The 13,796-nt window shown below is 37.3% G+C and carries 11 protein-coding genes; 1 reads left to right on the top strand and 10 read right to left on the bottom strand.

Going from position 1 to position 13,796, the window contains the following annotated elements:
- Positions 1 to 273 precede the first annotated feature (273 nt).
- Entirely contained in the window at positions 274 to 2,382 is a 2,109-nt protein-coding gene (locus JNUCC52_RS15540) for an MMPL family transporter (RefSeq protein WP_337980289.1), read from the top strand.
- Between the two features lie 52 nt (positions 2,383 to 2,434).
- Here the strand turns inward: JNUCC52_RS15540 and JNUCC52_RS15535 are convergent, their stop codons facing one another.
- From JNUCC52_RS15535 to JNUCC52_RS15490, 10 genes are all read right to left on the bottom strand, one after another.
- Positions 2,435 to 3,040 (bottom strand): alpha/beta hydrolase, encoded by a 606-nt coding sequence (locus JNUCC52_RS15535; RefSeq protein ID WP_337980288.1) that lies wholly within the window; start codon positions 3,038 to 3,040, stop codon positions 2,435 to 2,437.
- A gap of 18 nt (positions 3,041 to 3,058) precedes the next feature.
- Positions 3,059 to 3,250 (bottom strand): hypothetical protein, encoded by a 192-nt coding sequence (locus JNUCC52_RS15530; protein WP_173479363.1) that lies wholly within the window; start codon positions 3,248 to 3,250, stop codon positions 3,059 to 3,061.
- 19 nt (positions 3,251 to 3,269) lie between these two features.
- Complete coding sequence (locus JNUCC52_RS15525; protein WP_173479362.1) at positions 3,270 to 3,734, bottom strand: hypothetical protein; 465 nt, start codon at positions 3,732 to 3,734, stop codon at positions 3,270 to 3,272.
- 319 nt (positions 3,735 to 4,053) lie between these two features.
- A complete protein-coding gene (locus JNUCC52_RS15520; protein WP_337980287.1) occupies positions 4,054 to 4,671 on the bottom strand; it encodes an NUDIX hydrolase in 618 nt (205 codons plus the stop codon).
- A 12-nt stretch (positions 4,672 to 4,683) separates the two neighbouring features.
- Positions 4,684 to 5,772, bottom strand: a complete 1,089-nt coding sequence (locus JNUCC52_RS15515) for an AI-2E family transporter (RefSeq protein WP_173479353.1) — start codon at positions 5,770 to 5,772, stop codon at positions 4,684 to 4,686.
- Between the two features lie 441 nt (positions 5,773 to 6,213).
- Positions 6,214 to 7,911 carry a M3 family oligoendopeptidase gene (locus JNUCC52_RS15510; protein WP_337980286.1) on the bottom strand — a complete coding sequence of 566 codons (1,698 nt, stop codon included), beginning with the start codon at positions 7,909 to 7,911 and terminating at the stop codon, positions 6,214 to 6,216.
- 81 nt (positions 7,912 to 7,992) lie between these two features.
- Positions 7,993 to 8,577, bottom strand: a complete 585-nt coding sequence (locus JNUCC52_RS15505) for a YdcF family protein (protein ID WP_490356147.1) — start codon at positions 8,575 to 8,577, stop codon at positions 7,993 to 7,995.
- A gap of 80 nt (positions 8,578 to 8,657) precedes the next feature.
- Positions 8,658 to 10,400, bottom strand: coding sequence for a methyl-accepting chemotaxis protein (locus JNUCC52_RS15500; RefSeq protein WP_337980284.1), 1,743 nt, complete (start codon positions 10,398 to 10,400; stop codon positions 8,658 to 8,660).
- 209 nt (positions 10,401 to 10,609) lie between these two features.
- Positions 10,610 to 12,358, bottom strand: coding sequence for a methyl-accepting chemotaxis protein (locus tag JNUCC52_RS15495; RefSeq protein WP_337980283.1), 1,749 nt, complete (start codon positions 12,356 to 12,358; stop codon positions 10,610 to 10,612).
- A gap of 89 nt (positions 12,359 to 12,447) precedes the next feature.
- The gene (locus JNUCC52_RS15490; protein ID WP_337980282.1) at positions 12,448 to 13,743 is read right to left on the bottom strand and encodes an arsenic transporter; all 1,296 of its coding nucleotides are present in this window, start codon (positions 13,741 to 13,743) and stop codon (positions 12,448 to 12,450) included.
- Positions 13,744 to 13,796 lie beyond the last annotated feature (53 nt).

Below are 13,796 nucleotides of genomic sequence, written 5' to 3'. Positions count from 1 at the left end.
CTCACACAATTCCCATACAATTCAATATCCCAGTAACAATCCACGGAGACTCCTGCGGGAACGCACGCAACGTAAGACGCAACAGGCGGTGCCTCAGCGACGGTTGCGCCTTACGTCGTGCCCGCGGAAAGCGCCAATTTAGGAGTGACAGGCACGCATACAATTCTCACACAATTCCCACACATGTTACTGTTGGCAGGAGTTTTTACTTTGTCACACGACAAAAAGCGACACATCCTTTACACTAGTTTAAAAGGGGGATGCTTTATAATTATGAAAACTTTTTCAGCTTTTATCACTGCACATGCGAAAGCTATCGTTGCAATTTGGATTGTATTTTTTATCGCAATGGCTGTGTTTGCTATACAGCTTCCGAGCAAACTGCATGGAGATGGCTTTTTTGTTGAAGCTGATCATACCTATGTCACAAATGAACTAGCAGAAACATTCGACTTACCTGCAGAAACAATAATGGTTGTCTTTGACCAAGCAGACGATAAAAAAATCGAAGACACCTTGAAAAAACTTGATAACATTCAAGAAATCCATTCAATCCAGTCACCACTGGATGATTCTGCGTTACAAAAAGATAGCATCGCCTATGCCATGGTACATTTTAAAAATAACATTGAAAATTTGCCTGATATAGTAAAAGAAGTTCGTACTTTAATTGAAGAGGATGGCATTAGTATTACAGGTGGCCCTGTGATATCAGAGGATATCAATGAAGCTAGCCAGAAAGACTTGGCTTCTGCTGAAGCAATTGGCTTACCAATTGCGATTGTTGTATTATTACTGGCTTTTGGCACCGTTGTCGCTGCCATTTTGCCAATTATAATTGGTGTCGTTACTGTTGTCACTGCATTTGGATTGTTGACACTGCTTAGCGGTAGCGTTAACTTATCCATTTTTGTCTTAAACATTGTACCAATGCTAGGACTTGCCCTCAGTATTGATTTCGCACTACTATTTATTAATCGCTATCGCGAGGAACGTGGCCATTCAACAATTGCCGATGCAATACAAATGGCTATCCAGACAGCAGGCCGTTCAATCATATTCTCTGCTGTTTGTGTCATGATTGGTCTAGGTGCCATGATCGTAATTGACGTGGAAATTTTCCGCAATATTGCACTAGGCGGCACAATTGTCGTGTTATTCGCCGTGTTAGCAGGTCTCACTTTACTACCTGCTACAATGATGGTGTTAGGAGATCGCCTAAATAAATGGCGCATCTTACGCGTAAAGCCAAGCGGTACAAATCGTTGGCGCAGCTTTGCTGGCTTTGTTATGAAACGACCTGTCTCGATTGTCATCGTTGCATTATTGCTGCTGGGTATCGGTATGATTCCATTAAAGGATATTAAACTAGCTATTCCACAAGTGGATTCTTTACCTACCAAATATGATGCACGTGCTGCCTACGATAAATTAGATGAGACATTTGGACTCGGTGATACTTCCGTTTTATATTTGCTAGCAGAACGCAAAGAAGGCTGGGAAGATGAGCAGGCAAGAGAGCTACTGTTTGATATACAAGAAAAGCTACTTGATGATCCACTTGTTGATCAAGTATCAACTGTTTATACAGAAGCTAATATTAAATCGCCTGAGGAATTAACAGCATCCTTGGAAATGCCACAAGTTGCAGAACAATTAAAACCACTTATTCATTCTTTTTCAAAGGATACACAATTGTTTATCCCTATTACATTAAAAGTAGCTGGTTCGTCCTCTGATGCGCAAAAATTCGCAAGAACATGGATGGACAAAGACTTAAACGTTGACTTTAAACTAGGTGGACAAGGTAAATTCAATCAAGAGATTTTCGATGAAATTGCCAATAAAATTGTATTCGCTGTCTTAATCATTATCGTGTCAACATTCTTTATTTTAATGCTTGCCTTCCGCTCGGTTTTAATTCCGCTTAAGGCAATAATAATGAATATTATTGGGTTATCCTCAGCGTTTGGGATACTCGTATATATATTCCAATATGGACATTTTGGAATAGAAGCTGGCACCATTGTCCTCATTATTCCAGTCATTGTATTTTGTCTTGTATTTGGTTTGAGCATGGACTATGAAGTGTTTTTAATTTCAAGAATACAAGAGGAATACCAAAAAGGTGCGGACAATACTCGTGCAACAGTAGAGGGACTAACATCTACTAGCCGTATTATTACATCTGCTGCGCTTATTATGATTGTTATTACAGGAGCATTTGCTTTTACTGATGTTATGCCTGTCAAGCAAATCGGTGTTGGTATTGCCATTGCTATTGCTATTGACGCTACCATTATTCGCCTTATGCTCGTCCCAAGTCTTATGAAGCTATTTGGCGATTGGAATTGGTGGCTACCATTTGCTAAGAAGAAGTAACTATCTATAAAAAAACCGAGAACGTCCACGGACATCGTTCTCGGTTTTTTGTTTAAAAATTTTTATGATACCACTCTCTTGCTGAATCTACTTCAGGCATTGTAAGCTGATGACCGTAGTTAAACCATGCTGTCGTTACATTAGCGCCTGCATCAGATAAGAGTGATTCTAAATCCTCTGATTCCTGTGCCGAACATAATGGATCATTTGTTCCAGCCGCAATAAATACAGGCGTATTAGGTAACACTGGTAGTTGAATTCCACGTCTTGGCACCATCGGATGATGTAGAATTGCACCAGCCAATGCATCTTCGAAATGGAATAATAAGCTTGCTGCAATGTTTGCACCATTTGAGTAACCAATCGCTACAATGCGCGTACGATCAAATCCGTATTGCTCTGCTGCTGTTGCCAAAAAGCTTTGTAGTTCTTGCGTACGGAAAATTAAATCTTCTATATCAAAGACACCTTCAGCTAAACGGCGGAAAAAACGAGGCATGCCATTTTCTAATACATTACCACGCACACTTAAAACATTGGCCGTTGCATCTATTTCCTTCGCAAGGCTAATTAAAGAATGCTCGTCTCCACCTGTACCGTGTAATAACAATAAGGTTGGCTTTGTTTCATCTGTTCCTTTATGAAATATATGTTGCATGAACACATCACCTTTCAATTATCTTGAATTCGAGATAATTGTAGCCTGTGGTAAAATTAAATTCAAACTTTTTGACTTATTAAATTCACGATTTTCGCTATTTGGTTGTTCTTCATTGTTTTTATAGAAATTTTGAATCGTAAAAACTGAAAATAAGCATGCAATAATTAAAACAATAATTACGATCCCCACCAATTTTTTACCGCTCATTTCATTTCCCCCATATTACTTAGTTCTTTTTACGAAAGCCTTCTTCCAATAAGTATTCTTTTGCCGCTTCATAAGTACCAAACGCTTCTTCTAAATTATCTCGATGGTAGACATTCCATGAACGTTGTTCAAAGGCAAGCTCTAATTGATCTCCTTCACGGTTACGCCAAGTCTCAATAATTGGTTGTTCCTCTTCTTGTTCTTCGCCTAAATACGTAATCGCATCTTCAATAATGGCACGTAGCTGTTGCTCATCATAATCACGAATATTTACTAATCCTTTATCATTTGCCTCATTTTCATAGCGCAATAAATCACCTACGAAGACAAAACCATTTCCGTTTGGATGTAATTTTTCAACGACAATCGTTTTTTCAAACAAACTGTCCATAAAATGATAATTTACTCGTTTCATTGAAATTTCTTTTCTTGTTAATTCTGAAAACGATTCAATTATCGCTTGTTTTTGTTCAAATGTTAGCATGTATATGCTCCTTTTCTTTCATTGTAATTACAAGTATAGCTTATTTTCTACACAAATTAACATATAGACATAAAAAGCTCATAAAAATAACCTCAATACTTTTTGAAGTTATCTTCCCTTATTCCAAATTGTTTAAAACCATATATTTCTCCATTAAACTATTATGACCTTCCTAACGCCCTCTTTATTTATAAAAAGACTTCGGATTAGCATCGTCATAACAAAAAACACGCTATCATGCTAGAAGCTACAACCAATTTTTAGGCGTGTAGTTATCCGCATGAAGCGTATCGTTTTTTCTAATATTCTCCGAAGCTACCTATCGACTGTACATTGAATTTTTCACAAAATCTATTACATCTGCGACATACAACTCACGATATGGGACAAACTGTGCTGTGCTTACAGGGCGTACTACCCTCGCACGTTGTCCATCTGGAAAATATTCATATCCTTCAATATTTAACGTGACGGTTTTTCCTAAAAAGAAATCTTCGGCTTCATCAAGCTTTGCTCGCACAACACCCGAAACTTCCTCATATTGCAACTTAAAAGAATCCCAATTGTCTTCAAAAGGGTACAAATAAACATGGCAAAATTCATTATCAATCATTTTTTCAGAAACGATACTACATGAAGTCATACCCATTTTCACGATTTCATCAATATCGATTGTTAATCCTAATTCTTCTCTTACTTCTCGTATGCCCGCTTCCACTGTCTCAATAGCCAGTAAGTGACCTGCTGCTGTAATATCAAGCAGCCCTGGATAGTCCTTTTTTTGCGCACTACGAATTTGGAAATAAATATAGTTCTCATTAACAAGCCAGCAGTGAAAAGTCTCATGCCATAAGCCTTTTTCATGCACTTCAGCTCTTGTAGCCGTACCAATTTGTTCATGCTGCTCATTAAAAACTTTAACAATCTCTTGTTCCATTTTATTCGACCCCTATACTGACTTCGTAGCCTTTTTCTTTATGGCAATTCGTTTATCATAAATATTCGAAACAATAACCTTTAATACCGCATAAAACGGAACGGCAATGATAATTCCTATGAAGCCTGCGATATTTCCTGCCGCTAAAATAATTGTAATAACTGTTAACGGATGGATATCGAGTGATTTCCCCATTACATTAGGAGTAATGAAGTTACTATCAATCTGCTGCGCAATCAGTGTAACAACACATACCCAAACAACAAGCATCGGATCTTGAATAACTGCCACAATCACAGCTGGTGTAAGGGCAATCCACGGTCCGATAAACGGAATCATATTCATAAAGAAAGCAAAAATAACGAGCAATAATGAATACTCTAAGCCAATAATTAAATATCCAACATACATAATAAGTGCTAATAAAAAACTAATTTGCAGTTGGCCTTGAATATAGCTACGTAATACATCATCTATTTCACTTAACGTCTTTTTAATCCATTCTCGACGCTCACCACTAAAATATTTATAAATAGAAGGCGCAAATTTCTCATGATCCTTCAACATAAATATGTAAAAAAATGGTATTAAAATAGCTAATAACGAAACTGACACAATAGACTGTATAAATGATACGAGCCATTTACTTGCCACGACCGCAATGCTTTGTACGGAATTGGCGAGGTTATCGATAAATTCGGTTATTTGTGGAGGTAAATTATCCTTATTGCTGAACAGGCTTACAACATAATCCGTTGCATCTTGAAGACTTGATCCAATCATCGGTGCATTTTTTGCAAGATTATTAAGCTGAGTAGCTATCGGATTTCCAACAACCCAGCCAAAGCCAACGACCATAGCAATCAAACCAACGACAATTGTTAGTATACTAGCCCATCTTGGCCATTTTCGTTTTTCTAAAAAACGTTGAATTGGCTCAGTCACATAATACAACACGCCACCAAGCAGTAACGGCACAAATATCGCTTTTAAAATAATCGCAAGCGGTGAAAAGAGCCAATGAATTTCTATAAAATATTTAAGTATTAGTAGAACTAGCAAAATGCCTACTCCTACTTGGAACCATACTTTCCTCGTCACGTTCTTCACTTCCTTTTATCGCAGTTACTGAAAATACTACTTATATATTAACCATTTCGCAAGTATCCTAGTATTTATTACAAACATAAAAAAAGATATCAGGCAAAAAAACAACTTATCTTTGACAAATGAGAAAAGTGTTAGATTGACTGCCATCAATCTAACACTTTTTGCAATGCCGTTGATGTCCGCTACGGCGGTTGCTTTCCGCGGGCACACACGTAAGCCGCAACCGTCGCTGGCGCGCGGTTTGTTGTGGCTTACATTGCGTGCGTTCCCACAGGAGTCACCGCCTTCGCTACCATCAACTAGTACTCTTTCTTTGCTGAATTTTATTTATGGCAAAGTAATAATAGCTAAGTTCCAGTCTCTCTAACTAACTCGGTTTCCGAGAGAAGTTCACAAATTTTTTCATTAGCTCTCGAAAGAATCTATCGCAATCTATAATTTTGTATCATCCACTGAATTTAAGTAGTTTTCAATAACACCAATTACTGATTCTACACAGCCATCCTCAAATGGTGAAATTAAGCCAGCTTCCTCCACTAGCTTTGTAAATGACATAGAGCCCCCTAAGCCACATAAATGAATATAGTCCTTCCATGCAGCATCAAACTCTTCACGTGAACGTTTCCAGAATTGGAATGCACAAATTTGCGCTAACGTGTAGTCAATATAATAGAATGGGCTTGCATAAATATGTGCCTGACGTTGCCAAATACCACCTGATTCTAAGTAGCTATTCCCGTCATAGTCACGATGTGGTAAATATGTTTCCTCGATTTTCTTCCATGCAGCTTTACGTTCAGCTGGTGTAATTGTAGGGTTTTCATAAATAACATGTTGGAATTCATCAACAGCAACACCGTAAGGAAGAAATAGTAGGCCACTGCTTAAATGCGTAAATTTATATTTCTCTGTATCTTCTTTGAAGAATAATTCCATCCAAGGCCATGTGAAGAACTCCATACTCATCGAATGGATTTCACATGATTCATATGTTGGCCATAAATATTCTGGAATGCCAATATCGCGGCTTGAGTATACTTGGAAGGCATGTCCAGCCTCATGTGTTAACACATCAATATCACCTGATGTACCGTTAAAGTTCGAGAAAATAAATGGCGAATGGTAGTTTTCAATAAACGTACAATAGCCGCCACTTTCTTTTCCTTTTTTCGCTACTAAGTCCATTAAGTCATGGTCAATCATAAAGTTGAAAAATTCACCCGTCTCAGGTGATAGTTCTTCATACATTTTTTTACCATTCGCCACAATCCAATTCGCATCACCTTTTGGTGTAGCATTTCCTGTTAAGAAGTTTAATGCTTCATCATAAAACTTTAAGTCTGCTATGCCGATACGCTTCGCTTGGCGCTCAAATAATTTTGTTGCAACTGGAACGATTAAATCACGCACTTGGTCACGGAATTTTTTCACCATTTCCGCATTATAATCAATACGATTCATACGAATATAGCCAAGTTCTACATAATTTTTATAGCCTAATTTTACCGCAATTTCATGGCGTACTTTGACAAGCTCATCATATAATCGATCAAATTCCTCTTCATGCTCAGCAAAGAAGCCAAAGCGAGCTTCTGTAGCCGCTTTACGCATTTCGCGATCTGTTGATTCTGCATAAGGCCCTAGCTGAGCTAATGTTAATGTTTCCCCATTGAATTCAATTTGGGCAGAGGCAACTAGTTTATTATATTCTGAAACTAGCTTGTTTTCCTTCTGCATTAAATCAATAACTTGCGGAGAAAATCCTTTAATTTGATAGGACGCTAAGTCGAATAACTGTTGGCCCCATTTCTCTTCAAGCTGCTCACGGAATGGTGATGCTATTAATGCTTTATAATATTCTGTTGTAAGCTCTTCAAGTTCTGGTCCTACTTCATCAAAATAATCACGTTCCTCTTGATAAAACGTATCATTCGTATCAATTGAAGCACGAATATATACAAGGTTAGCCATTGTTGCATATTCATTACTCAGTTCATTTAACTTTTCAATTAGCTCGCTTTGCGCCTCAACAGTTTGCGCTTCTTTAAATTGCTCGATTAAAGCTAATTGCTGTTCTTTCATTGTTGCCACGTTTGGACGGCTGTATTTATAATCTTTAAACGTTGTCATAGAAGTACCCTCTTTCTGTCGTTTACTCATTATATTTCTATTATATGACAAATATATTAAAGAAAGAAAGCAAATATACCATTAATGACCTATGATATAGGTTTTTAACAATGCTGCTCTTTCTCGAATCTTTAACTTTGCTTCAACCGATTTTGGTGTTTTTGCAACAACGACATCCGCCTCTAACTGAAGCTTATTCGCTAAATACTTTGCTCTTTGCAAATGGAAATCATTTGAGACGATCGTAATTTGCTTCGTTCCCTCTGGGAGTAATTCCTTTGAGAATAGCAAATTTTCATATGTCGATGTTGACTGTTCTTCCACTAAAATTCGTTCAGGGTCAATCCCCTTCTCTTGTAAATACGAAAGCATTGCAGACGCCTCTGTTCTATCCTCATCCGCCCCCTGACCACCCGATACAATTACTTTTACGTGTGGATACTTATTAAGATAGGTTACAGTCTCTTCCAATCTGTTCTTTAAAGATAGCGATAATATCCCTCCAGGCTTTACCTTCGCCCCAAGTACTATGGCATATTGTGCAGTTCCATCAGCGACTGGCTGTGTCCCTCGTTTCATTTCCTGTCCTAGCCATATGTAGAGGGCACTACCTATACAAACGACAATTGTGATTCCTCCCACCAACCACCTTTTCAAATGCAACACCCCTTTTTTACTTACAACGTCCCAAACATAAAAAGGATGCTTGTACAAAGTTTAGGCTACTGTACAAGCATCTTGAATGGCTATCTTATCGTAAAGCGTTGAATGGATTCCTGTAATGCCGAGATTTCGTCCGTTAAATCGTTTGAGGATTCGCTAACTAATTGTATAGCCCTTTGTTGCTCGTCAACAGAAGCTGTTACTTCCTCTGATGCGGCTGCATTTTTCTCACTAATCATAGCGATACTTTCTATAGATTGCATCATCTCATCTTTAGAGCTATTTAAATATGCTACACCTGAAGTCATGTCTCCAATAATCGCTATAATTTTTTCAACAGCCAATTCAATTTCTTTAAATGAAGATTCCATTATTCCCACTGAATTATTTTGCTCTCGAACAATAGCACTTGTTTTTTGCATTTCATCATTTACTAAATTCGTTTCACTTTCGATACCACGTAGTGTTGTACGTACTAAATCAGTGGCAACAGACGTTTGGTCTGCTAGCTTCCTTACTTCCTCCGCTACTATTGCAAATCCTTTGCCATGCTCGCCAGCACGAGCAGCTTCAATTGATGCATTAAGTGCAAGAAGGTTTGTTTGATCGGAGATTTCATTAATCGTTCCTACAATGCCTTCAATTTCTCTTACCTTAACAATTAAGCTATTGAACACTGTTTGTACACTATTAATAAGCGTAGACGATTCTTGTGATGTGTCCTTCAAACTATTTAAGTTTACAAGCCCCTCTTCATTGGAATGCTTCATAGTTTGAGAAGCATCAAGCATTAATTCATTTTTATCATGTAGTCCTTCTATTTGCTGAGCAAACGCTATAGCTGTACGATTTGTATCTTCAGCATCTGAAGCTTGCTTAACTGCACCTCTTGAAACCTCATTAATTGCCTTCACGATTTCATCACCGTACGCATTTGTTTCCTCAGCAACGGCTGTTAAATTAGATGAAGTGGATTGAATTTCAGCAATAGATTCTTCCACATTTGTAATTAATGTCTTTAATTGATCTACCATATCATTAAAGCCTGTGTTTAATTGGCCAATCTCATCTGTACGTTGTAGGTGTTCTATTTCTACCGTTAAATTACCTTGCGCCACTTCACGTACACGAGTTGATAACTTTTTAACTGGTAAAGCTAAATGTCTAGAAACAAGTATGACGATAACCGTTCCGATAATTATAGCTCCTAATAGTGTCAGACCAATAACTAATAACAACGAATTGGCTTCCTTATTAAAATCTTGCATATATGTACCTGATGCTATAATCCATCCCCAATGTGGATCTTTTTCTGAGTAGATAATTTTATCAGCTAAAACATCCTGACCTGGCAGTGCAAATTCATATTGTGTAAAGCCCCCACCCTCTAATGCTCGTTCAGTTACATCGCGAATAAAATACTTACCACTACTATCTTGATCATCCCACAAGTTATCTCCTTCACGTGTCGGATGGGTAGTTAGCGTCCCTTTATCGTCTAACACGTATATATACCCATATTCACCTAGATTACCAGGATAATTGATTGGCCGTTTTCCCTCACTATCCTTTGGACCAAGTAGTGCTTCTCGTACTCTTTCTTGCGCAACTTCCAATGGAATGTTACCTTTTTCTACACTCTCATTTGCCAGTTCGATTAATTGCAAAGTAGACTCAACACTATTTTGAAGAACTTGTTCACCTAATCCTTCCATCCCATCCTTTGCTTTCCCATAGCTAACTATCCCAATGATTAAGCTCGGCACTATTAATAATGCCATTGAAACGATAATTAATTTCCCCTGTATTGAACGTAAAAATTTCATACTTTACACCCCTTTTTACTTCTATCGTTTAATGCATTAATTAATATTATGGAATGGATTTACAGTTTACACAATGGGTATTTCACAATAAATGTGTATATTATTCACCCTTTCGCTTAAATATGCTAATATACACATTTCTTCGCAAACAAAAAAAACTATCTTTCTACAGGGATATGATGTGTAGAAAAATAGTTTTTTGATATTCTTTATAATTTAAAAGTATTAATCGCTTCAATTACTTCCTTCGATGTACGTTCCAAAATTTCCACGACATCATTTAATTCTGTAACCATTGCCACCTGAAGATCAGAAGCTGTCGCTACCTCTTTAGTTCCTATAGCACTTTGCTGTGCAATACTTTGCATTTGCTCTATTGTCGCTAATATTTCTTCTGACCCTGCTGACATTTGCTCTATGACTGCTGAATCATCCTGAATTTTATTATTGACGAGCACAACAGATTGTAAAATTTGAGAAAGGCTAGTCCCTATATGTTGTACTGCGATATTACCTGCCTGGACATCTTCCGTACTTCTTGCCATTTCAGAAAGTGCACGCTCTGTAATATCTTTAAAGCTAATTAAATGTTTTTGAATATCATCAGCAGAAGTCTTAGACATTTCAGCCAATTTACGTACCTCGTCTGCTACAACAGCAAAGCCCTTCCCAGCTTCTCCAGCCCTTGCCGCCTCTATAGCTGCATTTAATGCAAGTAAGTTTGTTTGATCCGCAATATTTGTAATAACCTGAACCATATCTTCGATTGATCGGAATCTGTTGCCCATTTCTTCAACATGTCCAGCTGTACGTAGGACGGAAGATTCAACATTTTGTATTTGTGAAACTACCTCATGAGAATGATTCACATTCGATTCGACTAATCCCGTCATCGCGGTAGAAGACTCAGCTATTTCCGAAGTCGAATCTGCTAAACGTTGAATACCAATCGACATTTCGTTCATCGTTAACACAACTTCATTATTGTTTTGCTGATGCTGTTCACTGCCAGCTGCAATCTCGATAATACTGTCTGCAATCTTTAAATTTGATGCTTCAACTTGCTGTGACGTAGCATCTATTTTCCCAACAACCTCTTGCAATGCAACAGTACGATGTTGAATTGTTTGGAATGTGTCTTTTAACTTTATTAGCGATTCCTTGAAGGCTTGTGCAAAAATTGTAATTTCATTTTTATTTTTAAATTGAATTTGTTCCACCGCTTTTGTTGCTTCCTCAATATCACCTTGAGCAAAGCTTTCTGCCGCTTCCCCTAAATAACTTAACGGTTTTAATGAACGATTTACATAACGATACACTATGTACATCAAAATTGCCGTTAAAATTAGCATAATAGCAATAAGGGCTGGTAAAACAGAAGTTAGCACGGCATTTGTTACGCCGCTTACTTGTGTTGCCTCAATATCTACGCCAACAAAGGCAACGATAGTACCTGATGCATCTTTTAACGGCACTGTACCTGATAAATAATCGCCAAAATCACTATGTAATATTGCTGAATAATAACTGCCTGTAGATATTACTTTTTCAAGATCTTTATAGTATGTAGAAGATGATTCTGAATTAATGCTACCTGCATTTTCTTGGTCATCTTTAGGCATTCCATCTACTAAAAATCTTACCTTTTGATCTTCCTGTGGCACGGCAAAAGTGTAAGCATAGAGAACGCCATTTTGTTCACGTAATCCGTTTAGCTCTTCTCGTAGCTCCCAGTATAATTTAGACTCCGATGGGCTTTTTGAAAGCTCAATATAATCATCAACATTTAACTGTTTAGCAATGTTGCCTGCCATTGCAACTGCCTGTGTACCCATCGTTTTATTTACAGCTGATTTTGCTGTGTAAATAGTAGTTACTATAAAACCAATTAATAAAGCGACTATTGTCATTAATAACATTAAAATAATCTTATTACTTAACTTATTTGTTTTTGTCATATTATTGGCACTTTCCTTCTTCATTTTACTAGTATACTAATCTTATTATTACTGAATATTTTATTTTTTCAACTATTTCGACTTTTATACTACGATATTATTGCTAACCAAGCAATTAATGCTAGTAATGTAATGAAAAGTGTCGGTATCGTTAGTAAAATACCAATCTTAAAGTACTGCCCCCAGCTTATTTTAATGCCTTTCTGTGCCAATATATGAAGCCATAACAATGTAGCCAAGGAACCAATCGGTGTCATTTTTGGCCCTAAATTCGTCCCTATCACATTGGCATAAATCAGACCTTCTTTGATTGTGCCTGTTGCACTTGTTTCAGCAATTGCTAATGCATCAATCATAACTGTCGGTAAATTATTCATAACTGCAGACAAAATCGCTGCCACAAAGCCCATCGTTAATGTTGCGACGAACAATCCTTGCTGAACAGTCAGCTCTAACAAATCCGCTAATAAACCTGTAAGCCCTACATTTTTTAAACCATAAACTACGACATACATACCAATTGAGAAAAACACGATGCTCCATGGTGCACCTTTAATAACTCTTTTCGTATCAATGCTTTTACTTCTCCGTGCCAACCATAAAAAGATTATTGCTACACTGCATAATATAAATGACACTGGAATAGTAAAATACTCACTCGATAAGAAACCAAGTAATAATATTGCAATAACGTACCAAGAAATATTAAATAACTTTTGATCACGAATAGCGACTGACGGATGTACTAACGCTTCCATCGAATATTGCTTTGGAATAACTTTTCTAAAATATACATATAGCACGAATATGCTAGCAATTAAAGAAACGATATTAGGCACAATCATATGCACTGCATATTCCATAAAACCTATATTAAAATAATCTGCTGACACGATATTCGTTAAATTACTGATTACTAGCGGTAATGAAGTTGTATCGGCAATAAAGCCACTTGCTATGATAAACGGAAATACTCTTTGCTCTGTTAAGTTTAACTTTCTTACCATCGCTAAGACGATTGGCGTTAATATTAATGCTGCACCATCGTTCGCAAATAGTGCAGAAACAATCGCACCTAAGCAGGCGATATAAATAAATAGCCGAATCCCACTACCTTTCGCAAGTCGTGCCATATGCAATGCTGCCCATTCAAAAAATCCGATTTCATCTAAGATGAGGGAAATGATAATAATCCCAATAAATGACAATGTTGCATTCCAAACAATATCAGTAACTGCCACGACATCGTTGATTGTAACAACACCTAGCATTAAGGCAAATGCTGCACCTATACATGCTGACCAGCCAATTGACAATTTCCGTGGCTGTACAATGACTAAAAATAACGTCACTAAAAATATAATGATAGCTAAAAAAGTTTGCACAGTTCTCCTCCTTAAATCTGTGACATCCGCCTGTCTTTTAACTTGATTCAGCG

Source organism: Lysinibacillus sp. JNUCC-52, assembly GCF_015999545.1.
Lineage (GTDB): Bacteria > Bacillota > Bacilli > Bacillales_A > Planococcaceae > Lysinibacillus.
The sequence above is the reverse complement of the archived record's forward strand: the minus strand, read 5'-3'. Positions and strand labels throughout refer to the sequence as shown.

Coding starts and splice junctions, on each gene's coding strand:
- JNUCC52_RS15540 (WP_337980289.1), top strand. CDS start 274: ATGAAAACTTTTTCAGCTTTTATCACTGCACATGCGAAAGCTATCGTT.
- JNUCC52_RS15535 (WP_337980288.1), bottom strand. CDS start 3,040: ATGCAACATATATTTCATAAAGGAACAGATGAAACAAAGCCAACCTTA.
- JNUCC52_RS15530 (WP_173479363.1), bottom strand. CDS start 3,250: ATGAGCGGTAAAAAATTGGTGGGGATCGTAATTATTGTTTTAATTATT.
- JNUCC52_RS15525 (WP_173479362.1), bottom strand. CDS start 3,734: ATGCTAACATTTGAACAAAAACAAGCGATAATTGAATCGTTTTCAGAA.
- JNUCC52_RS15520 (WP_337980287.1), bottom strand. CDS start 4,671: ATGGAACAAGAGATTGTTAAAGTTTTTAATGAGCAGCATGAACAAATT.
- JNUCC52_RS15510 (WP_337980286.1), bottom strand. CDS start 7,911: ATGACAACGTTTAAAGATTATAAATACAGCCGTCCAAACGTGGCAACA.
- JNUCC52_RS15500 (WP_337980284.1), bottom strand. CDS start 10,400: ATGAAATTTTTACGTTCAATACAGGGGAAATTAATTATCGTTTCAATG.
- JNUCC52_RS15495 (WP_337980283.1), bottom strand. CDS start 12,358: ATGACAAAAACAAATAAGTTAAGTAATAAGATTATTTTAATGTTATTA.